The sequence below is a fragment of the Brakhagea baltica genome (assembly GCF_052161605.1).
In the GTDB taxonomy this organism is placed as follows: domain Bacteria; phylum Planctomycetota; class Planctomycetia; order Pirellulales; family Pirellulaceae; genus JBKCUI01.
The window spans coordinates 4832426-4858474 of sequence record NZ_CP197409.1 but is presented as its reverse complement, the minus strand read 5'-3'; the positions used below and the strand labels follow the sequence as shown (position 1 = coordinate 4858474).

At 51.8% G+C, this 26049-nt stretch carries 13 protein-coding genes; 6 read left to right on the top strand and 7 right to left on the bottom strand.

The window, feature by feature from the left end; translation table 11 throughout:
- Positions 1-224: 224 nt before the first annotated feature.
- Positions 225-3836, bottom strand: coding sequence for a DNA polymerase III subunit alpha (dnaE, locus tag SH449x_RS18650; RefSeq protein ID WP_482377585.1), 3612 nt, complete (start codon positions 3834-3836; stop codon positions 225-227).
- A gap of 95 nt (positions 3837-3931) precedes the next feature.
- A complete protein-coding gene (locus SH449x_RS18645) occupies positions 3932-4348 on the bottom strand; it encodes a heavy-metal-associated domain-containing protein (protein ID WP_482377584.1) in 417 nt (138 codons plus the stop codon).
- A 226-nt stretch (positions 4349-4574) separates the two neighbouring features.
- On the opposite strand from SH449x_RS18645, the gene SH449x_RS18640 reads away from it, so the two are divergent.
- Both SH449x_RS18640 and SH449x_RS18635 read left to right on the top strand, forming a co-directional pair.
- Positions 4575-5168 (top strand): DUF3299 domain-containing protein, encoded by a 594-nt coding sequence (locus SH449x_RS18640; protein WP_482377583.1) that lies wholly within the window; start codon positions 4575-4577, stop codon positions 5166-5168.
- Positions 5165-6037: a phosphoribosylaminoimidazolesuccinocarboxamide synthase gene (locus tag SH449x_RS18635; protein WP_482377582.1), complete on the top strand. Its 873-nt coding sequence runs from the start codon at positions 5165-5167 to the stop codon at positions 6035-6037. Before SH449x_RS18640 ends, SH449x_RS18635 begins: the two co-directional genes overlap by 4 nt.
- 78 nt (positions 6038-6115) lie before the next feature.
- Here SH449x_RS18635 and SH449x_RS18630 read toward each other — a convergent pair whose 3' ends face one another.
- The gene (locus SH449x_RS18630; protein WP_482377581.1) at positions 6116-8131 is read right to left on the bottom strand and encodes a serine hydrolase; all 2016 of its coding nucleotides are present in this window, start codon (positions 8129-8131) and stop codon (positions 6116-6118) included.
- Positions 8132-8771: 640 nt separating this feature from the next.
- Entirely contained in the window at positions 8772-10616 is a 1845-nt protein-coding gene (locus tag SH449x_RS18625; protein WP_482377580.1) for a hypothetical protein, read from the bottom strand.
- Between the two features lie 320 nt (positions 10617-10936).
- Between SH449x_RS18625 and SH449x_RS18620 the strand changes: the two genes are divergently transcribed.
- Positions 10937-14452, top strand: coding sequence for a PPi-type phosphoenolpyruvate carboxykinase family protein (locus SH449x_RS18620; protein ID WP_482381838.1), 3516 nt, complete (start codon positions 10937-10939; stop codon positions 14450-14452).
- Between the two features lie 150 nt (positions 14453-14602).
- Here SH449x_RS18620 and SH449x_RS18615 read toward each other — a convergent pair whose 3' ends face one another.
- The 3 genes from SH449x_RS18615 to SH449x_RS18605 are packed head-to-tail and all read right to left on the bottom strand — an operon-like array spanning position 14603 to position 19891.
- Positions 14603-17959, bottom strand: coding sequence for a UTP--glucose-1-phosphate uridylyltransferase (locus SH449x_RS18615; protein WP_482377579.1), 3357 nt, complete (start codon positions 17957-17959; stop codon positions 14603-14605).
- An 11-nt stretch (positions 17960-17970) separates the two neighbouring features.
- Positions 17971-18804: a sugar phosphate nucleotidyltransferase gene (locus SH449x_RS18610; RefSeq protein ID WP_482377578.1), complete on the bottom strand. Its 834-nt coding sequence runs from the start codon at positions 18802-18804 to the stop codon at positions 17971-17973.
- A 25-nt stretch (positions 18805-18829) separates the two neighbouring features.
- Positions 18830-19891: an NAD-dependent epimerase/dehydratase family protein gene (locus tag SH449x_RS18605; protein WP_482377577.1), complete on the bottom strand. Its 1062-nt coding sequence runs from the start codon at positions 19889-19891 to the stop codon at positions 18830-18832.
- 408 nt (positions 19892-20299) lie between these two features.
- On the opposite strand from SH449x_RS18605, the gene SH449x_RS18600 reads away from it, so the two are divergent.
- The 3 genes from SH449x_RS18600 (at position 20300) to SH449x_RS18590 (ending at position 26041) form a co-directional block, all read left to right on the top strand.
- Positions 20300-22882 (top strand): YidC/Oxa1 family membrane protein insertase, encoded by a 2583-nt coding sequence (locus tag SH449x_RS18600; RefSeq protein WP_482377576.1) that lies wholly within the window; start codon positions 20300-20302, stop codon positions 22880-22882.
- A 172-nt stretch (positions 22883-23054) separates the two neighbouring features.
- Positions 23055-23633 carry an FHA domain-containing protein gene (locus SH449x_RS18595; RefSeq protein WP_482377575.1) on the top strand — a complete coding sequence of 193 codons (579 nt, stop codon included), beginning with the start codon at positions 23055-23057 and terminating at the stop codon, positions 23631-23633.
- A gap of 200 nt (positions 23634-23833) precedes the next feature.
- A complete protein-coding gene (locus SH449x_RS18590) occupies positions 23834-26041 on the top strand; it encodes a serine/threonine protein kinase (RefSeq protein ID WP_482377574.1) in 2208 nt (735 codons plus the stop codon).
- The last annotated feature ends 8 nt before the right edge of the window (positions 26042-26049 follow it).

The window sequence follows — 26049 nt, the reverse complement described above, 5'->3', positions numbered from 1 at the left end:
TAGAGGTAGAAAAAAGTCATTGCGTCAAAGCTAGTAAAGCCTGCGAAACGGCCGCAATGTGCGCAGAAACCTTTCTGATATGCCTTGTTCTTCCTAAAATAAGGTCGGCTACCCCAAATGATGATCATAGAAATCCTAAGGATGCGTGAGCTGCTGGCGAAATATCCCGACGGTCGTAAAAGCGGGCTCCAGTATCGCATGAAGCCCTGGCGGTTTCAATCATGCTAGGACGGTTGCCGTCGGAATCGATCTTGGTTGCCACCGCTTTTCATCTTAGGCTTAGTCATCAACAACTTATGGCTGGGGGTGCCGAGGAGATCGTCCAGTCGTGTCCGCAACTCCGGAGCGATTTCGACCGTCTGATTGGTCGACTTTATATGGACAGTCTCTCCACCATGCAACTTGACGGCGAACATGACGTCACGCTTCCCAGGATAACCTCGCAAGATTTCCTTAATCTTGTCCAGTAACTCGAAATCGTGCTTATTCTGGTCAAAGATGATGTGAATGCCTGTCGTGAACTTAGTGTCTGCCTCCGCAATCGGGATGATTTCGCTCACCTTGAAATTAAGCTCATCTCCATCACCACGTTTATCGATGAATCCCCTCGCTAGAACGACAGCATCCGGTTGTATGAGTTCGCCATGCTGATCAAAATCATTTGGCCAGCATATCGACCGTACATACCCATCCATGTCTTCCAGATCGAAGTTCGCGTATTTGGTGGGTTGATTTGCTCTCGGGTTGCGAATATGCGCAATTTTGACCGATGAGATCATTCCTCCCATGAGTACTTCATCCCCGTTCTTGGCAAGTTTCGCTGTAGCCGATGTGTGGGAGCAAAACGCTTGTAACGCCGTTGCGAACTCGGAAAGAGGGTGTGCAGTTAAATAAAAACCAAGCACTTCTTTCTCGAGCATAGATTTTTCCCGATCCGGAAATTCTGGGATGTCGGGCAAGGTTATAGGCGTGCTAACCTCGACGACTTCGGCCACGTCGTCAAACAAATTCATCTGGCCACTCTTCTTGTCTTTAAGCTTCGAAGCACCGCCCAACAATGCCTTTTCTACCACGGCCAACAACTGAGACCGCTTCGCCCCAAAACAATCCATTGCACCGGCTTTGATCAAGCATTCGATCGTTGCACGACCACACGCCGAGGCATCGACTCGTTCACAGAACTCAAAAAGGTTCTTGAACGGACCATTCTTTTTTCGTTCCGCTGCAATGGCCAGAGCTGGCCCAGCCCCACAACCTTTAATGGCTGACAACCCGAAGAAAATCTTGCCATCTGCGACGCTAAAATCACTCGTGCACGTGTTCACGTTCGGTGGTTCAACCGAGATGCCCATACGCTGGCAGTCTTCAATATGCTCGACCAAGCCATCTTTTCGCTTAAAATTCCGGTTAGGAATATCGCCCGTCAACAACGCTGCCATAAACTCCACTTTGTAGTGGGTTTTGAGGTAGGCTGTTTGATACGCAATCAACGCGTACGCAGTTGAGTGACTCTTGTTAAAGCCATAGCCCGCGAACTTCAGGATCATGTTCCAAAAGTCTTCGGCTTCCTTTTTACTCAAGCCCTTTTCTACGCAGCCGCTAAAAAACTTTTCTGCGTTGGCCGCGATCAACTCCTCTTTCTTCTTGCTGATCGCTTTAATACAGGTGTAGGCTTTGGCGAGCTCGATACCTCCGAGTCGATTTAGGATTCGCATGACCTGCTCCTGGTAAACCATCACACCGTTGGTTTCTTCCAAGATCTCGCGAAGTATCGGATGGAGGTAAGTCGCTTCCTTTTTCTTCAGCTTGACGGCAATGTACTCGTCAACCATCCCGCCTTCGAGTGGCCCAGGCCGATACAGCGCATTGGTCGCGATAATATCGTGGAATCGGTCTGGCTTCATCCGTTGGAGCAAATCGCGAATTCCGCCAGACTCCAATTGGAAAACCCCTTTGGTTTCTCCTCGCCTAAGCAACTCGAATGTCTCGCGATCATCGAGCGGAAAGTCCAATGGATCTATACGAACGCCGGTCGTCTGCTCGATGATATCAACAGACTTGGAAAGGATGGTCAAGTTTCTCAGGCCAAGAAAGTCCATTTTGAGCAAGCCAGCGGACTCTACATCACCCATCGACCATTGCGTGATAATGTCCTCTTTCCCGGTCACTCGCATCAACGGTACATACTCCGTCAACGGCTTGTCAGCAATCACCACGGCTGCAGCATGGGTGCCAATGTTTCGCGCTAGACCCTCAATTCGTCGAGCAAAATCGAGCAATTCCCTTACATCCTGATCGCTCTTGTAGAGATTTATCAACTCTTCGCTCTTGAGATCTTTGTCCCCCTCTCCTAATGCATCCTTGATGGTGATTTTTAGATCGTCTGGGACCATTTCGCTGACTTGAGCCACGCGACTCAGCGGAATCCCCAACGTTCGCCCAACATCCTTAATGGCTCCTCGCGCTTTGAGCGTACCAAAGGTTCCAATCTGCGCGACGTTTGCCTCGCCATACTTCTCCTTGACGTAGCGAATGATTTCGACGCGTCGCTCTTGGCAAAAGTCGATGTCGATATCTGGTGCCTCGATCCGGCTTTCGTCCAGGAATCGTTCGAAAAGCAAGTCGTACTTGATCGGACATACGTGCGATAAATACAAAGCGTAACAAACCAATGCACCGACACCGGAGCCCCGTGCGGTTGCAGGTACATTGATCTCACGTGAGTGGCGAACAAAGTCCCAGACGATCAAAAAGTAGTTCGAAAAGCCGAGCTTCCTGATCACTCCCAACTCTCGATCCAATCGATCTTGGGCTACCTGCGATAGTTCTCCGTCAACAAGCATGTCGGGTGACTTAGCGTATCGCTGCTTAAGCCCCTCGGTACAAATCTGTCGTAAGTAGTCGTCGGCAGTGAGCTCTGGGCTAGGTAGCGTATAGTTGGGGAAGTGTCGCTTGCCCAATTCTAAATCGATATCGACGGTGTTGGCGATCTCTTGCGAGCGAGCCACTGCACTTTCCAGGCCCACAAAGTGCTCATACATTTCCTCCGGGGAACGGAGATAAAACTCTGTCCCTTCCATTTGCATGCGATTGCGATCGGTCCGGAATTTCCCAGTAGAAATACAAAGTAATACGTCTTGGACCTCGGCATCGTTTCGGTCGACATAATGAGCATCACTCGTCGCGACTAGCGGAATGCCGACTCGATTGGCAACCTCGATTGCACCGGCCATTTGTTGACGTTGGATTTCGAGATTGTTGTTCATGATCTCGATAAAGTAGCGATCCTTGAAAACCGATTGAAACCACTGAGTTACTTCGATAGCTTCCTGCAATGCGGCCTCGGTGTCATAACCCTTTAAAATGGCCCGTGAGAACTCGCTGGAAACACATCCACTGAGACAAATGATTCCTTCGCTGTGCGCAGCCAGAATGTCTTTGTCGATTCGCGGTTTGAAGTAAAACCCCTCCAGACTAGCAGCGGAGGCCAAGCGTACTAGATTCTTGAAGCCCGTTCGGTTTTGGGCGAGCAAAGTCAAGTGAAAGGAAGCTTCTTTTGAAGAGGAGGCATCTCGTTCGAAGCGACTGTTGGGAGCGATGTACGCTTCGTAGCCGATAATCGGATTGATACCATGCCCCTTTGCCTTACGGTAGAACTCGAGTGCACCGTGCAAGTTGCCGTGATCGGTGAGCGCCAGAGAAGTCATCTGATGCTCTTTGGCTCGTTTTAAAAGCTTATCGAGCGGGCTCGCACCATCTAGCAAACTGTAATGGCTATGGCAGTGCAAGTGAACGAACGGGCGAGGTGAGGAGGGCTTGGTTTCTTTCGTATCCATTCAGATCAGATTCCGTCGAGCAAAGAGCAATAAGAGTTGGGCAATTAGAAACTCAAGGGGCAAAGTTTCAGTCGCGGTCCGTTTTGATCGGCTGACTACTCAACGAATTCCACTTTTTCGAATCCGGCTCCCAAGATCAATCGCTCCATCTCTGTGCGATCCAGTTCGCCGCGGTGCTTGATGTAGACCATGGAGTTATCGATCGAGCCCTCTTCCTTTTGAGGCGCGAGCCGTACCTCTTCGATGCCAGTACGCTTTTCCAGCAATTCCTTAACGCTATTAAAGCAACCTTCCACGCACATCATCGTGTCGATGCGAACTCCCACCTCGCTGACCGTGGCCATGTCGGCGGGAGCAGAAATACTGGACGCAGTGGCATTGTCGGATGGAACATCACTTGGATTGCATCCCACGAAAACGATGCCAGACAGCCCGATAAACAATGCGAAAAGCCCTGCCCAAGCCAGGAATCGGGGTTGGGTTCTTTTTGTTTCATGCCCAGTTATTGCCATGTTTCGCTTTCCAAACACTTAAATGATTTCAAATTATCGTGGATCTCGGGGGATTCGTCCGAATCTGCGCGGTTTGTTCAATTCCATCGCCCCACTGTTCCTTGTATAGTACAACAGGTTGCTCGACTGGGAAAACCGATTTCCCAACCTCCCGTCCCAAGTGACTCGACGCGAATCCTGATATTAGAATCTCAGACGTTCACGAACTGAAAATTAAGGGGAACTTATGCGAATCACGAATTTCAGCTCAAAGTCCTGGACTTGGTCGGTTGCTCGTGGATTGTCGCTTGGAATTCTGTTGGTCGCCGTTGGGGGACTGGCTGCGAAAGCAGATGATTCTGTCGCCGGGAAGACGACCGATGATGCGAAAGCGGGGCAAACTGCCGATCCCCTGGAAGCAGCAAAGGAGCGAAAGGCCCGTGAAGCTGCCAAAAAACGAGGCGAAATCACCTTTGACGATCTCAAATTCGACATCGAAAAAGGAGCCCCGTTCGAGCCTGAGATGCTGACGGATGACAACAAAGACCTGCACAAGAAGACGTGGAAGATTCGGGGCTTTATCCTGCCAACAACGCTGTTCAGCAAATCCAACATTCGGGAGTTTGTCCTGGTTCGCGACAATCAGGAGTGTTGTTTTGGTCCTGGGGCTGCTCTCTACGATTGCATCATGGTGACGATGGCGCCCGGCAAGTCGATCAACTTTTCCACCCGGATTGTCACGGTCAAAGGGGTGTTGGAAATTGATACCGAGTCGTTCCTGTATCCTGATTCGGAAGAGCATTACGCGATATACAAGATGGTTGCGGAAGAGGTGAAATGAGTTCTGTTGTTCTGCAAACCCAACTGCCTTTCCCGAGGCGGCAGGGAAAAGTTCGAGACGTTTATGACTTGGGAGACAAATTACTCGTTGTTAGCACCGACCGAATCAGTGCGTTCGATTGGGTCATGCCCAATGGGATTCCTGACAAAGGCAAGATACTAACACAGTTGAGCTTGTTCTGGTTCCAGGTGCTTGGGGTAAAGCATCACCTGATCAGCGACCAGATCCCTGATGAGATAAGACCTCACGATCCTCAGGGGCTTCTCGAGGGGCGAAGCATGGTCGTGAAAAAGGCCCAGGTTATTCCATTCGAGTGCGTTGTTCGTGGGTACTTAGAGGGGAGTGGTTGGAAGGACTACCAAGCAAATGGCTCGATTTGCGGCGTGCAATTGCCGAGCGGCTTAAAACAATGCGATCGATTGCCGGAGCCGCTCTTCACACCTGCCACTAAAGCAGAGGAGGGGCACGACGAAAACGTATCCTTTGAAGTTATGAGCGACGCGATTGGATACGAGGTGGCTGAACAATTGAGACAGATGACCCTCGACGTTTACACTCGCGGCACATCGATAGCCCGGGATCGCGGAGTGATAATCGCAGACACAAAGCTAGAGTGGGGATGGTACGAGAACGAGATTATCTTGATCGATGAAGTTCTCACACCGGACAGTTCTCGTTTTTGGCCCGCTGCAACATGGCAGCCGGGGCATTCACAAGCCTCGTTCGACAAGCAATTCGTGCGAGAGTACCTGATGAGTACAGATTGGGATCGCAACAGCCCCCCACCACAGCTACCCGACCACATCGTTTCCAGTACGCGAGACCGTTATATCGAAGCCTACGAACGGATCACGCAGCAAAAATTCTAGTCGGATAGAGCTAGTCTTCTCGGAGTGGGTTTGTGATTTACCCTTAAAGTTGAGGGATTGGACGCTCGGCAGCAATCACTAACGCGACGCTTGCACGCGGCGATGGTGTTCAGAGATGAGATCGGCAGCAGGCCGCGCTAGTTTGGCGTTGTCATGCCCGACCCCGGGAACTGTCGTGATCTGCCATTCTGTAGAAATCCCTAAGCGTTCGGCCGCTTGTTCGGCCAATTCCATGAACCGTTGCCCCCGCGCGAATCGGTGGGGGCCCTGAGCCATCGCTGATTCGCCGCGCGGCAAATATCGATCGTTCGGATCTGTGTCTTCTTCCCCCAACATGATCACCAAAGGAGCAGCCAACGCGTCCGCCAAACGGGTCTCCTGGTAATCCATACCACCCAGTCCATAGGGGAACGATGTTGCAAAATCCGGTAATGTGTAGCTGCCTGCATTGGCCGCAATCGCCAAGGCCAGTCGAGCATCCGGTTTCATCATGACCATGCGATGGACAAATTGACCACCCGCCGAATGTCCAAAAATATAGTATTTGTTGCCAGAGCCATTCACTCGTTCACGAATATGATCGAATAGGTGCTCGATGGCGTTAAAGGTCCATTTTTCCTCCGGGTTGGCCTCGCCCCGCCGCGACACAACATTTCCGAAATGATAGGAATAAGAGCCACCATAATGTTCCGTTGAAAACTCCGGACAGACTACCAAGCAACCTAACTCATCAGCCAGCGAAATCCACGGTTGTCGATAGGTCTCGGCATTTCGCAAAGTTCCGTGCATCACGAAGACGATCGGGGAATCCACTTGGAACTTCTGCGGCCGATACGTCCAAACATGTAGCGGTCGATCCGAATTCCCTTGCCAATCGATAAAGCGAAAATCGGCTTTGCCGACTGGCAGTTGCCGACTCGGTCGCTGAGCTACTAAACGAGTCAGGAATTCATGAGCAGTTCGCTCCAAGTTGGTTTGACCGTTGTCGTAGTTGCGGAGCAGGATCACTCCCACCCGAGCATCGGGATCAAAGCTGACCTGGGCGCGATAGCCCGAGACAGAACCGCCATGGCCAACATGCCGCGAACCGTCTGGGTAGTGGCGAATCTGAAAGCCTAATCCGTACCCACGTTCCGAATCGCCCGGCGTTTGCAAACGGAGCATCTCTTTGACCCATTCGCGTTCCAGCAACAACTCGTCATATTCGCCGTACATGGCTGCCATCCATTTGGCCAAATCGCCGACATTGGAGTAGAGTCCACCGTTGGGAACACGGTAGCCGCGTCCCGTGTGCTCTCGCGCGGGTTGGCGAGTACTGATTTGTTGTTGCCCCTCCTCATCTCGGAGATTGGCATAACCTGTTGCCAACCAAGCCTCCCATGCAGGATCCACGCGAAATCCGGTTTGCTTCAGTCCCAATCGTTGGATGACATCGGTTTCAATCAAATCGATGAACGGTTTCTCCGATAGCCGCCCCAACCCCACTCCCAAAGTGGCGAACCCAATATTGGAATACAAATAGCTCTCACCAGCCGATCGGTTGTAACGGGTCGTAGGAATCGCCGAGAGCGTCTTTTCTTCCCACTGATCGAGCGGCCCAACGGAATGGCCGAGCAAGGCCGGTTCGCGAACCAAGCCCGAGGTGTGCGTCACCAAGTGCCGCCAGGTAATGTCAGGGCTACCCGCTGGGCGATCGCGGATCTGATCGACCTCGGGAACAATATGTGAAATGGGATCGTCCAAGTTGATTTTGCCCGACTGGACCAACTGGACCATCGCTATGGTTGCAAAGGATTTGCTTATCGAGCCAATGCGGTAAACGGTCTCGACTCCAGCGGGGACTTGTTTTTCACGATCCGCCCAGCCAAATCCCTCCGCCCACACAATCTGATTTCCTACCACCACCGCCGCAGTGATACCACCCACGTCATCGGCCTGCACGTCGGATCGAAGTTGGCTGCGGAACTGATCGATAGTCTGATGCCAATCGTCACTGGACCGAGCTAGTGTGGCTCCAACCAGAAGATAATAACAAAGTCCCAGCGTAATCGACCACCATGGAGTTCCTGTTCTTTCGCTCTTCCAACTTTTCATAACAACTTCTTTTCATCCCAGACTTTGCCAACTTGCTCAAACTCAACCGGTGCCCGGCCCCTTCTAATATACTGCACTTTAGGATAAAAATCGGAGTTCTATGAGAACATGATCAAGGATTGATCATGAAACGACTTGCCATCTTGGCCGCTGCTATGCAGTCGCGCTTGCCTGCACGTAGTGGTTTTCATTTTCCGATCACCACTGGCACGTGGGTACACTGCTTTCCTTTCCCTCGGTGTATCTATCGGATTGCGTCCAAGGGACCGCGATTAGCGATACCAGGATAGCAGAAGACGACGAATAGCAATGCCGTAGCAAGGCTCCGCGAAGTTACGGCATTCATTCTCCCTCCGAGGGAGAGTCGAGCGCAGCTCGGAGAGGGTGCAAGGCACCGCAATGCATGAAGGCTCCGACTAGCCAGCCCTTCCTAAAGCCCCCTCCCCTCGTGATTGTTTTTAAAAAACGCCCCGCAGCAGCACCCTAAAACGCAGATCTCATTCGATTCTATTGGCTACCGAACCAGCAGGAGGAGGGCTACGCACATTTTCACTAATCGACACTAATCACGAAGACTGATTCGTCAGACCACACTACCGGATGGTTGGCGTCCTTTCTGCTTTCTATGGGCATGGCTGCGCTAAGCAGCTCGACGATCGTTACCCTGCTGCCTCAGTTTTTTGCGTTCGGCTTTCGAAAGTGGTCGTTCCATTCCAAACTCTTCTTGAAATGCCTGTGTCGATGGTCGGGCTGTGTTTTGGCCTGCTGTCTGTCGTAACGATGGCGAGGACGTTTGTGACTCGACAGGCTTAGGTGCAACGGCAGGCTTTTGCGTGCTTGTCGCTCCCCCTGCATCAGATGTAGATGGTGGCTTGAGCTTGAGACCGTCCAACATTCCCAGCCAGCTTCGTTTCTCCTTCTTCTCCTTAGGAGGTTTAACCGGCTTTGGTTTAGCCAGCGGTTCGCTACCGTCCGCAACGCTCTTGGCTTTGCGTTTCATTTTGCTCAGGACTTTCGCAGGACTCAACACCTTCGCTGCCCCTGCAAGGTTTGGCTTCATACTTGGCAGCCACTTTCTCTTTGGCTCGGTTGTTGTATTGGTATCTGCCTTAGCCTTCTTTTCCTCTCGCTCAAGCCTTCTCGCGACGTTGGCTTCCTCCCGTGCTCGCTTTCGTTCTTCCTTGACCGCAGCATTACCACCAATACCGAACCAGCCCGGTTTTTTGGTCAAGCCCTCGTCGACGGCTTCACCTTCGTCGACGGCAACGGCCTCGTATTCTAGTTCTTCGTTGGCGAGCTCACGGTTGGGCAGTAGACCGAAGAGTCTTTTGGCTTGCGGTGGTTTTTCCTCTGGGCGTTTCGTTCTTTGGGTAACGGTTTCTTCCTCTGACCAATCGTCCTCTTGCAGATCCCCTTCGTCCCGAGCACCCACCCAGGGCAGTCGATCCTTCCATCCTCGCGGCTTTGAACCTTGGGCAGTTTTAGGCGATGTAGATTGTTGCGAGTCCTCGCGATTGCCTCGAAGATTCCACTTGGGCAAACCGACATGAATCGGCTTTAGATTGACCCCATTTCGGCACAGGAACCGCTTCTGTGCTTGTATGTAAGTGTGCCGCAGATAGATCGCGACCGCTTGGAAGACCGCTAATGCACCTGCCAGCCACAAAGAGCCAGACATCAAGCGAAGCGTTTCTGGTGTCCAGGATGTCTTGAGCAATCCGGTACCGATCAAGGCCGACGCAGCGACCGCGATCAAACCCATGATCCAGCTCAATACGGATGTCGGCACCGTCTTCAGTTCGCTACACAAACGAATCCCCATCACGCCGACTAACGACGCCGTAGTTGCTAAGACCAGCGGCCAACCTCCGTATCCGATCTCCGCGCGTGCCCAGGGATCGATGCTTTGTCCCAATAATAGCAATGCTGAAGTACCTGCATCGAAGTGCAAGAATAACGCAACGAATCCCATGATGGCCCACACGCGATAGCGAGCCCGATAGTCATCCAATTTATGTCGTCTCAGATTAAACGTCATCCAGCACGCGATAGCGGTTAGCAACCACAACTGACACGATAACCAATGGCTGATGCTGTTCCAGGCGGTTAGGTCGAACAAGCTCGCGAGTGGCAACGTCGCAAAGTTCCAACTCTTTGGTTTGAGCGGTGCGTGATGAAACAAATAATGACAACAAACGAGACCTATGTACGCGAGCCAAAATACCGTGAGAGCTATGGCGACCGTTCCGCGACGTACGGGAATCAGCTGAACAATTCTCTGTTGGCACGACTTGCGAACGGCTTGGCTGTAGCCCGGATCGCGATAGGCAGACGATTCCTCGTAGCCTTCGTCGTTCTCTCTAGCCCTGGCTCGATTGCGACGACTGACACGCGCGTGTTCCGCCGCGAGTTCAGGATCGTTGATAACGGCATCGAGCATCACGCGCCGACGCCGATCGATTCGATGGTTGCGAGATAGAGGCATTCTGCTTCACCCAAACTTCAAATCGATGGAATCCTATGCGACACACGGTGTTTTACGCAGAGGCGCGAACTACGTATTAGCCAAAACCTTTCCGATCTCAAATTCTCGCGATGAAATCAAGATCAGTTTCTCCCAAATGACTCCGAAATCGAAACAAAGCCTCATTTATCAAGGTCACTAATACCAAGAGACCTGAATGGTGGGATACTGGCTATCTGCACAGGACAAGATGTGTACATGGCCGAACTTTCCGTTAAGCTCTTGGGGACAGTCCTTACGGAAGTCTCTTTTGCTGATCACTCATGAACGCGGATACAAACATGGACAAGGTAACAGGAGCGATTGATAACGGTTGGTACTTGGACGCACCAGGTCGAATGCTTTCCTGGGAACGCGACGCTGATCGCGATTCTCACGCCGCCATGCTTCTCCGCCAGTACATTTACATGCAGATGGCAGCCACCGATTTAGTGCTCGACGAGGAGGCGAAGCAAAAGGTAGAACTCCCTGAGGGCCTGTTAGCAAACCTTGAGGAAAAGAATCGTCTCCTCACACAACTGAGGGCTCCCATCGATGAGCGTATTGAGACGTTTCTGGCCGATCACTTCGCCGATCTGAATCTCGAGACGCCTTTGGAGTTGCCCAAGCATACGTTGGTCTTGGATCATCACGGGATGGCGAGACAATTGAGCTTGCCCGACGGAGGTGATCGATTTGAGAATGAACTGTTGACTTCCATTCGCGTCGCCAACGGTGTACTACACAATCCGCGTGCCGATCGCCGCACAACTTCAGGGACGTTTCACGTCACCGAGGGGGGGCTGCCTATTGCGGGTGATAAGCGAGCGGTCCCGAAGAATGTATTTGCTAATCTCTTTCGTCGAGCGATCGCTCCGCCAGATAGCATTCTCGCGTTACCCTTTACGCAGACCGCTTCGCAACCAGCCTGTACTTTTGTGTCTTTGCTGATAAGACCGCTGGTTGTGCCACCGGTTCCAGGATACTGCGAAAAGAAATCTATGGAGATCCGATTTTTTGCACCTGGTGGATTGGTAAGCAATCTTGATTTTGTCGAATCGATTTTTGGCAACGCTGGTGACCCGCTTATTCCGGAGAACGACGCGGCTCTCGATTGTGATCATTGGACCGGTCATACAGGATGTGTGATCCTGGCACCGCATTTGGTTCATTGCACGAAGAAGGAATTAGGGTTACCTCACTACGACCAAGCGACCGAGCGTCAACGTCGCGACGCCATGTGCTGGAAGGATCCTAACGAGAAGTACAACGACGGCAGTGCCTTCAAGATAACCTGCCGAAATGAGGCGGGTGTAATCGTGACGATTATCGCCGATAACTACTTCGGTTACTGCAAGAAGGAGGTCAAGACACAGATCAGTTACGCAGCTAACTTGCTCGGTAACGCGGAGGAGGAGCATGCGGGCGGTACTCTGGCCTTTATCGCACATCATTTGGGGGAAGAGTTTCAGTGGAACTCGCGCCGCTATAATGGTCGCACCTTTGATGATCTGGCTCGAGACTATTCTAGCTTTATCGATATCCAGCCAGAGGGGTACGGACTTGATCGTGCCGAACCCAATTTGGTGTACGTGCCTGAGAACGCGCGAGCATCTCTGCACGATCGTTCTGTTCGATGGCTCAAGGATAGTATCGAGCATTGCATTCCACTCGAGCAGCAAAAGGTTTACATCGCTCCCAGTGGTTACAAGGTGATGATGGACAAACATCCGTGTGCTCCCTCATGGAGACTGATTGGTTTGTCGGGCGAAGGAACGGTTTGCCACAAGCCTTGTACGGTGAGCGGTGGAGGCAAGAGCGAGATCAGTAAATCCCTTCGCGATTATATGAAGGGAGGCCCGATCTTTGTGGCAGATATTGAGTCAGACTTTGCGCAATTGCAAGCTATCTTCGATAAAGACTACTCCGGTCGTTGGCGACCAGATGCAAAAGAAAAATCAGATTACTCGCAACGATCCAGTCGCAAAGTTCTCGACCCCAACCGCTCGCTGGGGAGTGTGATCAAGCTATTAACTCCCTCGGACGACTATACGGACGAGTACAACGAGTGGCTCCAATCGATACCATCGCACCTATACGCCATGGCGTTCATCATCAAGCGATTCTGTAAGCCCGAATGGAACGGCCATTGGCAAGAGCATTTTTCCGTGGATGTCGTCAACGGTGACAATGGCCACGAGCTCAAATACAACAATCGCAAACTGGTGGGAATGTATTTAAGAGTTGGTTTGGACAAGCAAGGTAGATGGCGGATGTACAAGCTCCGTCAGGATTTCGCTGCGGCGGCTAAGATTCAGTTGGAGGATGACATCACCGCTAGCACCGTGGTACCTCATCGATTCCTGAGCGGGCTCAACCCTTCGGATGGCAATCGAACCGAGGATAGCTTTAAATTTATCGCCAATTGCGAATACCGTTTATTTCAACGTCCCGACGACGCGATTCATCGCGGATTGGATAAACAAACTGAAGCGGACATGGCTCAACCAGGGAATTTCTTTTGCAATTACGAGCCGTTAACCAAAGATCAGATTCGAGCCGAGATGGCCCATCTTATAGAATTTGAGCAGTATACTGCACCTATGCAAAAGAGGCTTACTGATTTTGTGAGTGGCGATTCCAGCTTCGTTATTTCCTCGGCGCATCCTAGGTTGGTCGATGGAAAGCCTACCAAGAATCCTCGCTATCTTCAGGATCGCCCTGATCTAACACATCCGTTCCAGAGGTATGTTGCTTACCGAGGTTTGCAGCTTTATCGAGCTGCTCCCGCATCGACGCCAGTGGCCATTCCCGTAAACGCCGTTTTGTCGGGACGAAGAAATAATCCGCCAGACAAAGCGGGGGGGATACGACCTCTCGCAGTCTATAATCCCATCCACTACCAAGAGTTACCGGAGTTGTTGATGGATTATGTATGTTCGTTTACAGGTAAATCGCCGAGTACGACCGGTGCAGGCAGTGAGGGGGCTCTAACGAAAGGTCCCTTTAATGCTCTCAACATGGTTTATGATTTGAACGCGACGATCGTCAGCATGATTCTTACCGGCCTCGGTGGATTCAGCACTGCTGCCGGGCATATCGGACCTGATATCGAGGTTGGTCACGACATCAGCATGTTTGTGCCAGAGATTTGGTGTCGTCTACAACCGGAGGAGCGGGACCCCATCGCCATGATAAATGGGGGTATGTTACAGAAGATCGAAGACTTTGTGCACAATGGCTTCGAGGTCCCAGCCAGTCGGCTCGGTTATCGGATCACAGATCGATTTGTGAGACGTTACTTTGGACGCGTGTTCGATAACCCCCGGCGCGTGTTCGAAGAAAAGATCTTGAAACCGGAAACGCAGGATATGGAGGCATTTGTCGATGGCGTTTTGTTCATTGCTGAATCTCAGAAAAAAGTGGCTCAAGTCTATCTTGAGGATGGAAGTTACGAGTTAGCCTGTCCACCGTTGCAAGCTATTTTGCGTATCATGGCAGAGGGACATTGGAACGGACACAAGGCCGACTCGCCCGAGGTGCGTCGCATGTTCTCCAAAGATTATTTACTCGCGAGTGATTGGTATCGCGAGCGATTGGTAGCCAAGCAAAAGGTAGACGTCATGCTTTGGAATCGGCACGTCGACTATTTGGAGCAGTATTGTGCTCGTCCCAACTATGCGACCGTAATCAAGCGATTGGAATTGCAACAGCGGCTTGAGCGTGCGAAATCGTCGTTGCAGCGGTGTCAACAGCCGAGCTATCTGGAGGAGTTGGTCGGAACCATCGGCACCGACCCAAGCTTAGTTTCGCGATAGGCATCGATCGGATCGAGATCGACGGCATCCTACCCTCCCCGGCAATCTCGCTTAAGGCTCGATTGCCGACCCTCCCGGTCGCTTCGCTGGGAGGGTGAGGACCCGTTTACGATGGTGATCAGCGAGAAGTGTCCTCATTGATCTGGCCCTTTACACAAAGTCGCATAAATTTTCTACGTAGGCGGCTGAGCCATCTCGAACCCAGCTATCCAATTGTCCGGGCTCTTTAAGTTGCTGGCCTCGCATGATTTCCACGGCGATGTACTCGCAATCGACCGCGCTTAGCGTACTCATATCGCCCCAAAGTTTTTCAAATTGAGTGACGGGAAAGACGTCTTCTTGTCCCAATCCCCAACGTTTCTTAACATCCTTGATCGTAATATAGGTTGGTAACTTGTTCGCAAAAGCCCGGACTGCTTGGTCGACCGTCTCGCTCGACGCCAACTCCTCTCGGGTGAGCTGAAATACCGCCAAGAGCTTATCGATATCGATCCATGTCGTCATTGAGGAATAGTAGGTTAGCTTGAACTCGTCGCGATCGTTTGGCATCGCCATCCCCTCGACCAGTCGCCTCTTTCCATCCACAAGTGCTAGGCCTCCTCCGCGATCATCGATTCGGCGACTGATAACCTCGAAACTCATACATGCTCGAGAGTCGATATGTCGAGACAATATCAATGGATCCACATTAGCACCGAGCGTGTCAATATTGTGTAACAACAAATACTTGAGAGACGGCTGCGTCTCCAGCATTTTGTGCAACAAGCCGTTGCGCATCATATTGGGTATCTCGTACCAATGGCCAACCGGATGCATGCATTGGTAAGGGATGTTGTCCGTGTAGTCAGCAGCTTCCCCTGCATTACGTGCCCATCCCATGATGGCGGCTTGCGCACTTTCCCGAACTTTTTGCTGCTGTTCGTCGAGAACTTGATGCGGCATCTCCTGCCAAAAGAATCTTAGGTCCTTTACAGTAGGAATCATACGCAATCCGACCGACATACCTCGTGACAGAAACACGTTGCCAGGATAGGCATAGTTCTCAACTTGCTCCAGATGATTCTCCATGGGGCTGTGCGTCAGATAGCCCGTCGTAAAGACATGGGGAATATTAGCTCCGTGCAACCTGCTAGTTTGTCTACTCTTGGCGAGGTGGACCTCCATAAAGCTGCGGTGTTTACCGGTGAATTTGCAGAAAGGATGGAGACCTTTAACAACCCCTGCTCCTCCTGTCCATCGCGATCCTACTCCCGCCGCGAGTGTCACGACGGCAACTTGATTGGCTGCAATTGCTTCTCGTCCCACCGCAGCATCGCTACTCCCGTCTTGTCGTTTGGAGCGATCTCGAAGATCGATGACATCATCCCGCGAAACATCCTCGATCACCGACTGTCGAGGCAATCGATTCTCCGCAAGGCCGATTCGCCCATTGAGCAAGTCGGTTCGAATCTGTTCGTGTTGATCTCGATCAAAACCATTTTCTCGCAAGAGGTTTCTGAGCACTTCAACATGGTTGTTGGTGTCTGCCGGTTGTGGCAAAATACGATCGAGTAGCCATCTAGCCCGAGCTTCACCGCTTCGGCACGAGCGATTAAGCCACATCAGTTCGCGCTGCGATTGTGGACTTAGCTCTCTCAAGTCTTTGCGGATCAGCTTCGGTGCAAGTATCGCATAATAGCCATCCGGCATGACTGCTTGATCGCCAGAAAGCAATTCTGCCCAAGAGCCCCAATCGTTGATCGTGAACTCATAGACGACCGGGTCCATGGCAAAGGGGAGACGCGTTTGCATGGCACGCTTGGTAGCGACTAGCGTGTCCAATAACCATATCTTGGCCTGGGGCTGCACGCTCGGATCAAAGAAGAATCCCATTCCACCACCCGACATGCCACCCAGCATCAAAAAGCCCCAAAATTGAGAGCCCCATCGTGCACGACACTGTTCGATCATGGCATCGGTGAAGCGGTTGGTGCACCAAGGAATGATGGTTTGTAGCGGTCCAGTAAAATTCTCGGTTGTGAGCTCGGCAACTCTCTTGATGTCACCTTGCTTGAGCGATTCCACAATTCCTTCGAATATCTCTATCGCCTTTAATCGGGCTTTCCATTCGTTGCTTGCCCGAACCAGATACTTCTCCGTCACCATCTCCAGAATGGGACCGACATTTTGAGCCATCCCCCCATAGATCAGTACAAGACTCTTTTGAAGAGCTTCTCTGGCTTTTTGAGGGATATGGCTTTCGTCCAAGATCGTATGGTAAGGTAGCAATCGACCGCGGCTCACACCGAACTCGGGATCCTCTTCCGAAGCCATGACCCCTTCGATTCGTTTTATTCCTTGCCAAATCCCTCCTGAGTCCTGCCAACCGCCCCCCGACCCACCTAGCCACTCTCCGAGGATCGCTCGGGCGGTGATGAGTCTTTGGTCACCGACGGATAAGCCTCCTTCGAGTGACTGTACCTGCCCGGTCGCTCGCATCAGAACCGAGATGAGACAGCCGAGCAGATTGGTGGATACGGCTAGTCGGGAGCCTTTGGGGATGTCGTTAACTTTGCTTACTAACTCGAGGCCGCACCCCTCTTTGCCGGTGATCGTGGCGAGTAGTTCGCTCATTTTTCGGTGGCAGCCTTCCATAGCAGGCGGAATAACGCCTGATGCAATCAATGCCCCCTTGAGCAATCCAAGATAGTCTTTCGCAAAATCGAAGATCTCATCGATTTCTGTGATCTCGGCCTCTGCTCCCAAATCGATACTCACCAATCGCAACACGGGGCGATCAATCACCCTCAAGTATGCCTCCACCGGAGGCTTGGGATCGGCATCACGGCCGTAAACACCTAGATTCACCGAAGCGTTCAGAACGCGAGCCCCCTCGGGATAATCCATCCCTAAGAAGAAAATGTCTGACCAACCTGAGTGAGAGAAATCCATTCGCACGCTGGTTTTTTCGCAAAGTATCGGATAGGTCTCACTCTCCAAGTCCCATCGCAACAGTGATTTATCTAGTCGCAGTGGATGTTCGGTCGGGTGACCGATCCGGAACATCCATTGATTTCCTCGGACCGTCTTCACACTCCGCCGTACTTGATCCGCTAGGGTTTGGATCCCTAGCTGATGGTAGGCTCGCGCGAGTGCACTTGAGATTGCCGTCGTCGGTCCCTCAGAACGTTGAACCGCCAACAATTGATCGATAGCTTCTGGAAATCGCCGCTCGAGAATATGCTGGTAAGCTTCGTAGGGAAGCAAACCCGCCCGCTCCTCCGAAAACGTTTTGGGCAAATAGTAGCGATAAATGGCTGCAAGGAAAAAGTGAGCCCGCACGCGGTGATAGAGATTGGCGGTCTGCCTGCGGAACCGATCGAGCTCGCTCGTTGCTTGGAGCAGTTCCACTGAACCTAGCCCATCGCAAAGGGACTCAAGTGCACGATGGCGTGTCCCTTCGTCGAGAGATGTGATGGTATCGATCCACCGATTGCACTGCACGCTGTCCGACTGTTGTGTCTTCATGTTCTCTGCTCCTAGCGAACGGCCAGTAATTCAATCATATCGCTGAGAACTTGGTCCCGATCGATTCCAGAAAGCGACAGGGCTAATTGTGTATTCAGCAAGCCATACTTAATACCGATGTTGTAGCGTTGCCCCTGGATCTCACAGCCCAAATATCGTTCCCGGCTTGTTAGTTCTTGTAGAGCCTCGGCCAGCGGAACGGGCCTATCGGCTTTGGAAACGATTTCTTCCATAATCTGAAGGACCATAGGGGTAAGCACATGGATTCCGAAGAAGCAGAGATAGACGCCGCTCCGAAAGCCGGCGATGGTGAGTTCTTGCTCCGCCAATGTGGGAGTGGGTTTTTCGATGACTTTCTTGACGGCGTAAAGATGGTCGGTTTGCGGTAACCGTTGTCCTCCAATGGCACCGAAGTAAGGAAGCATTTTTTCTTTGGTGGGGTAGACTGCCGAAACGGAGCATTCTTCTTGCTGGGCGACCTCGATGAGTTGTTGGGCACATCGTTTGCCCGATTTGCTGAGATACAAATGGTCTCCCACCAAGTGCAGAAAAGGACTGTCGCCAATGAACTCCTTTCCGCACAACAAGGCTTGGCCATAGCCGGTTGGATTCTTTTGAGGAATAAAGGTCAATCGCTCCAGATAAGGTCCAGCGGCTTTGCAGTAAGCATCTTCGTTCCCTGGGCTGATAACAATTCCAATCGACTCGATTCCCGCAGCGTCAATTTCTTCGATAATCATTTCGAGGGCCGTTTTCTCTGTTCCGTCTCGATCGACTAAGCGTTGTAGTGGTAAGGCGCCTTGTCCAGGCCCTGCCGCAGTGATCAGTGCTTTGCGAATATGCATAGTGATTACGTGTCTTATATGGGTATCAACGATTTGCAGACTTGGCTTTGAACTCTTCCATCTCGATCATCCTGCCTAGAATATCTTCCAAGGAGGTACGGATCGACCATTCCGGATAGTGGCTTTTGAGTTTGGAAAGATTTGAGATATAGCAAATATGATCACCGGTACGATTGGTTTCGGCCATGGTGTAGTTCACGCGATAGGGACTAATCTTTTCAATCAAATCGATACATTCTAGTACCGATGCGCTGTTCTCCCGCCCACCGCCCAGATTATAAACCTCGCCAGGTCGTGGGTTCTTGCGAAACACTTCAAATGCCGCGATGACGTCTGCGTTTTCGATTTGATCTCGAACCTGCTTTCCTTTATAGCCAAATATAGTGTACGGTTTCTGATGAACCGCGACATGGACTAAGTAAGAAAGAAATCCGTGCAACTCAACTCCCGAGTGAGAGGCACCGGTGAGGCATCCGCCTCGAAAAACACCAACCTTCATCCCAAAATAGCGTCCGTATTCTTGAGCGACGATGTCAGCTGCCGTCTTGGAAGCTCCAAATAGCGAATGTAGCGATTGATCGATTCGGCATGTCTCGTCTATTCCGTCGTAGTCTTCTGGTTTCGCATAATCCCAGCGTCTCTCGAGCTCCACGAGGGGACGTTCGTTGGGCGCATCGCCGTAGACTTTATTGGTGCTCATGTGACAGAACACGGCATCGGGAGCATGGAGCCGAGTCGCTTCGAGCATGTTGATCGTCCCGACGGCATTTACATCAAAGTCGAGAAGCGGAATCTCTTTGGCCTTATCGTGCGATGGCTGTGCGGCACAATGGATCACGAGATCGGGCATGTCGCCTTTAAGGCGATCGAAGACTTGTTCACGATTCCGAATGTCGACGCTGAAATGGTCAAACCGCTTCGTCTCCTTGAGAAGGAGGGACAGATTCCACTCGGTGCTGCCCATGGGGCCAAAGAAATCCTGCCGCATATTGTTGTCGATTCCTACGACGTCAGCCCCTTGGCTATCGTAGTAGCGAACTGCGGCTGATCCGATCAAGCCGCTCGAGCCGGTGACTAGAACCTTCATATTCGTGCTTGGTCGTTTCCTGTAGCGGACGAGGCGTTTGGTCTGGGGCGTGGTGGAGTTGCCCACGAACACCGGATTGCTAGCCTACTAGGCTCAAAAAGTAAATCGAGTCATCGGCGGGGGATCTCGGGGCAAATCCCCTCCCTTTGTGCCAGATGTAACGCATTTGTCGACTATGGTTTAACCATCCGGTTCCGAAACGCCTTGAATCCGGAGTTTTAAGGCCGGGATTAGGGGCTGCTCAGCGGACTGTGCGCGATCTACGAGCTAAGTTTGCGTTTTTTAGCTCCGTTTCTGGGCTTGGGATGACAAAATTGCACTAGGCAACACCATTCAATAGCTGAAAATCCTGGACTTATCGCCAACAACCCCCAACGGTCGCCCTCGCCGACCAATGAGATCTAGACAGTGGACAATCGAAGATTCTTTACCTTTTTGCTCTTGGGTATCTCCATTTTCTTGCTGCTTAACAGCATGAACCGACAAAAGGAGCTGAGCCAACAACAAGCCGAAAAGCGACAAGCCGAGGTCGAAGCGACCAAATTGGAGCGAGCTCAACAGCTCGAAGAGAAAATTGCCCAGGCCAAGGCCGATCCGTCTTACTCCTTTCCGGACGAAGCACCTCGCGAGCACTTTATCCTAGGAAGCATGTCTGCCGAGGATGGCTACTCATTGCTGGTTTTCCTAGACAACCAAGGTGCAGGGATCGAGCGGGTTGAGATCGTCGATCGCGACAAAAAAGGCAAGCTAGTTTACCGGTCCCTTCAAACCAAACAGATTCGTGGGTACGCAGGCTACCTCGGCTTGGAACCAAAGGAGCTTATTATCAGGACTGTCCCCAAGGGGAGTCCCGCCGATGAAGCGGTCTGCGCTGATGATCCTTCGCTAATCGGTATCAAGGCACTCGATGAGATTGTCGGCTGGGCAGGGCTCGAGGGTGATATCACGCGCCGTAAATGGGACGAATGGTCTGATTCCTGGAAAGTTGACCAGGAAATTGAACTGACCGTCAAGCGTGACGAAGCCCAACTGCGATTCAAACTCAAACTCGGGGAGATGCCGCTGGATCTCGTGCGCGCCAAAGATGACTTTCGTTTAGAGCAAGTCCCCGGCAACGATCCTTATCTATCTTGTCTAACAACGTTGGCCTCCATCGGGAACCTATCCATCGAAGAGGGAGATCAAACGATACCCGGTCTCGAAGCGACTTTGAACGGTACCTGGCAAGGGCGTTATGTCGAATACGAAGGAGGCATGGCGGTCGAGTTTGCAAAGCCTCTCGGAGCTTTTCTAAAGTTAGCTGGCGAGGAAGCAGATCTAGAGTTGATCAAGCAGTATCGCTTGAAGAAGCCAACCAGAGGCCAGAGTCTTGAGAACATCGAGGCATGGCAATATCACGTCGAGCTGGTGACGACCATCCGCAACCGTGGCGACACGGACGTTAAGGTCGCGATACGACAAGATGGAATCAACGGCGTGTCGCTCGAGGGATGGTGGTACCCCACCAAGATTTCCCCTTACTTCTTTAGCGCTGCGGGAGCCCGAGATGTCGTCCTAGATGACGCCGCGGACAAGCAGACATTGTTCACCAATAGGGTGATTGTCGATCACGCAGTGAAACAACCGATGTTGCCCGATACGGTTCTGTTCGGATCCGCTCACTCCGAGACAGCGCGAACCATTCGCTACATTGGTATCGATGCTCAGTCTTTTACGGCTGCTCTCCTTCCGAGCCCGGAAGCACCCGATTCTATGAAGTTGTTAAGCAGAGGACACGCACGCGTTCTCAACTCTGTTTATACGGACTCGACCAAACTACCATACGCCAAACACCAAGCTACCAATGTGGGCTTCTGGATTGAGACCGAGCCCATTACGCTCGCTGCGAATTCCGAACATTCATGGGCTTATCAAGTGTTCACCGGTCCAAAAGATCCTGAATTGCTAGCCGCCTACGATATGGACCAAGTCCTCTACTACGGTTGGGATCTCTTCGGTTTTTTTGCCAAACGACTGGGTTGGATTCTCCACGGCTTTTATGCAGTCGTAGGAAACTTCGGGCTCGCGATTGTATTGCTAACCGTGTTGGTGCGATCTTTTATGTTCCCCATCAGTCGCAAGATGGCGGTCAACGCGCAAAGGATGCAGTCATTGCAACCTCATACAGCCAAGCTCAAAGAAGCATTCAAGGAAGACCCTCGCAAGATGATGACAGCACAGCAAATGCTGTTCAAAAAAGCAGGTATCAATCAGTTCGCGGGTTGCCTCCCCGCATTGATTCAGTTGCCAATCATCATCGGACTTTACCGTTGCGTGTCGGTTGATATCAAGCTTCGACAACAGCCTCTCATTCCAGGCTTGGAATGGTGTTCGAACCTAGCTGGTCCTGACATGCTTTTCGAGTGGCACTCGTGGGCATGGGATATTATCGCAGGTCGGGGGACGGGCTACTTCGGTCCGTACTTCAACATTCTGCCTATCGTTACAGTAGTGCTGTTTATCGTCCAGCAAAAGGTCCTCATGCCAAAGGCGGCAGACGAACAAACCGCGATCGCTCAAAAAATGATGATGTTCATGACCATCATGATGGGAGTGTTCTTCTTCCGAGTCCCAGCAGGTTTGTGTATCTACTTTATCACCTCGTCGACTTGGTCGTTGGTCGAACGAGCGTTGATCAAGCGATTCACCCCCAAGGGAACTAACGTTGAACTTCCCGAATCCACAGCCACCGACATCATCGCCACGGTGAACAAAATGGGAACTGGCACAGCAGCGCAGCGATCTGCACCAGCCTCGAACAAACCGAAGGAGAAAATGACTAAGCCACCCGAGACCTTGGCAGAAATGTTTCCGAAGTGGTTTGGAAAAAAGGACGAAGCAAAAACGGAATCAAAGGGACCGTCTGATCGCATCGGCGGCCGGGATAGCAATCCCCCGGGCAAACGTCCGAAACCTGGCAACCGAAAGCCCCGCCCTAACAAGCCCAAGTAGTGATTGGTTCTCTATGGTTGCGGGCGCGTGTTGACATAAGTCCCAAAAATTCATCATTCCGAATAGAATTTAGGTCAGATCGCTTCGTTTCCAACGAATCCTAGCCTAACACGGCGTAAACCGCAGCAATTGGTCGCCACTCGCAACTAGCCGAAAGTAGCCAAGTCGGATTATGAAGAATATTTTGTGGATAGATGGGCAAGGCAGTTACTCGCTCCACGATTCCGAGGAAATACTGCTTGGGCAAGCCACCCCGGATGGAGTTGCCGATCTCGCTATTCGAGGAGAACTGAGTCGTCGGGCGGCCTCCATTCGCAGGGTCGGGGAGGAACACGTCCTAAATCCGCTCCAGGAGACTTATCTCGATGGTAAGCTGCTGGAAAGGCCAGTATTGCTGCCTGAAGAGTCGATCATCACCCTCGGCAAAAAGGTACGCCTGCGATACTTGAGGCCGAGCAAGTTGAGCTGCTCTGCTAGGCTGGATATCCTCAGCGGAAACCGGTGGCAACCACTATTCAATTCGGCACTTTTGCTTGGTAGCTCCTGTGTTTTGGGGCCGTTCGAGGACTGTCATATCATCTGCCCAAACTGGAATTCGCGGTTGGTTTTGTTCCGACAAGCGGAGGTTTGGTTCTGCAGGCCGCCGAGTGGCCAACCGCTTCAAGCGGGAGGCAAAGATCAGAGCGCCCCGTTTCCGTTGATTGCGGGCCAGAAGGTTTGTAGCGACGATTTCTCAATGATCCTTGAATAATTGGACCAAGATTCTAACTCGACAGGCGAAATGTCTGGGTCTCTCGACTCGATCAGCGGTTACCTGCCACGTAAGACGGGCTGGATTTTAGGCTGGTGATCGGAGAGGCTTGAACGACAGCGAACGTCTTGGTTTCAATGGGTTTGGCAACGTAGGGATTCTTCATGTTTGTTTCATTGCTTCCACGAAAATCGGCGAAAATGAGCAATCGACAAGATAGAATGCATCCCAACGCGGCGGACGCAAAGCCCCAAGGCGATCGGGAAAAGGCTGGCAGCGTGATGGGAAGCTGCAACCACAGTCCTAAGTATCAACAGGCCTCTTTTGGTGCATCGATGAAATTTCAGTACGGAAATGGCGATAAACCCCTCGATGGATACGTCATCAAGCGAGGGGTCGGTTCGGGTGGGTTCGGTGAGGTATACTTTGCCGAGAGCGATTCCGGCAAAGAAGTTGCCCTAAAAAGAATTCAAAAAAATCTTGAAGTCGAAGTGCGAGGTGTACGGCACTGCCTCAATCTTCGCCACCCAAACTTGGTCGGAATCTACGACATCCGCTTTGACCGAGACGAACAAGGCTGGATTGTGATGGAGTTCATCGGAGGAGAGTCTCTTCGAGATCGCATTGATCGTTATAGCCAGCAAGCCGACACGGAAGACGCCATAACCTTGTTTGCACAACTCGCGGCTGGGGTCGCTTACCTGCACGACCAGGGGATTGTCCACAGGGACCTGAAGCCGGCCAACGTTTTTATCGACAATGGGTTGGTCAAAATTGGCGATTATGGTTTGAGCAAGTATATCAGTGCATCGCGACGGGGCGGTCAGACCGAGAGCGTCGGGACCTTTCATTACATGGCTCCTGAGATTGGCCGCGGAGAGTATGGTAAAGAGATTGATATCTATTCGCTCGGGATCATTCTGTACGAAATGCTGACCGGTTATGTTCCTTTTGATGGCGAGAGTTCTCAAGAAATCATTTTAAAGCACCTAACTGCTGATCCCGATGTGAGCATGTTGCCGGAGCCATTTGCATCGACCATTCGGCGAGCACTGGCCAAGAATGCATCTCTGCGGTTTAGTGATTGTCGAGAAATGCTGTGGGCTATTGGCTGGGATCTCGACGCGAGCGGCTTGGCTATCCGAAAGACCAACGCTATTCCCCAGGCGGTGGCGCTAGGACCAATCAGCCATAGCACCCCACAGACTAAAAAACAAAAACGAGTTCCGGGAAACAACGATCCCACCATGGCCGGGCCGTCGCCAATGTACGCGGCGAGCATGGCTGGAACAGGATCCGCAATGACTTTCCAAGAGCCCATTGCCAGGGCGGTGAACGCAAAACTAATGGAACTGCAACATTGGTTTCGCAACTTGCCTTCTTCAACACGAGGTATCGCGATTGCCATCCTGGTGGTGACGGCGATTGTCGTAGGCAATGTAGCGGTCCCATTTGCTGTCGTTTTGTTAAGTGTTTACGCCGTCTACTATGTGATATGGTATGTCGGTGGAGGACCAGAGCATGCTCGAAAGCTTGCTGCTGCCCATGCTGCCAGCATTCCTGTTGCAGCGAGAGTCAGCCCAGTCGCTAGACAGCAGGCCCAACCTGTCACGCCACGCCCTGCTTATGCCCACGGGGTAGTTCAACCAGCAGCGAACGTTCGTCCTCCAAAACCGATTTCCTACAAGGAAGCTTATCGCAAGTGGCAAGACGAACAGCGAGGACTGCTGCAACGGCGGAGGATTTGGAGCTTTCTCCATGCACATACTCGATCATGGGTTGTGTCTGGTACTATTATCGGGGTCGTCTGTTTGGCCGCTTCGATACTCGCCCATGCACGCGTGGATGAAAATGCCATGAGCTTGGTGAGTGGAATCACCTGGGCTGGAATGATGTCGCTGCTCGCGAGCTGGGCCGTTATCTTTTTCGGTCGCCGCTGGGAAGGGCAACCAGAAGACTCCATCGTGTTTCGATTCGTGATGATGACCGTTGGAGGTGCATTAGGCGCGTTCAGTTATGTACTCAGCAATTATCTCATGATCCCTTGGGGAGAACTGACCCGAACAGGCTGGGAGCAGCTTAACATGAGCGGCAGTTTTGCGACCTCGGGTGATTGGAATCGTTCATGGAAGGGCTTCTATGAAGGCGAAACGCCCTTGCTAGCCGCACATATCGCATACTTTGCGTCCCTTATGTGGATCGTACGCTGGTGGCGCCAGTCGGATTCGCTGAGAAAAAGTCGGTTTAGCGTCTTTACGATAGCTTGGACCGTGGCACTGGCCGCATTGGTCCAGGGGCTTTTCTACTTCCCGACCCCTTGGTGTTTGCTGTTTGCTGGTCTAACATCGGTCGCCGTACAAATGGCGTCTCCCTGGATTGCCTACGAACCTAACACCAATGTTGCATAACGGAGTAC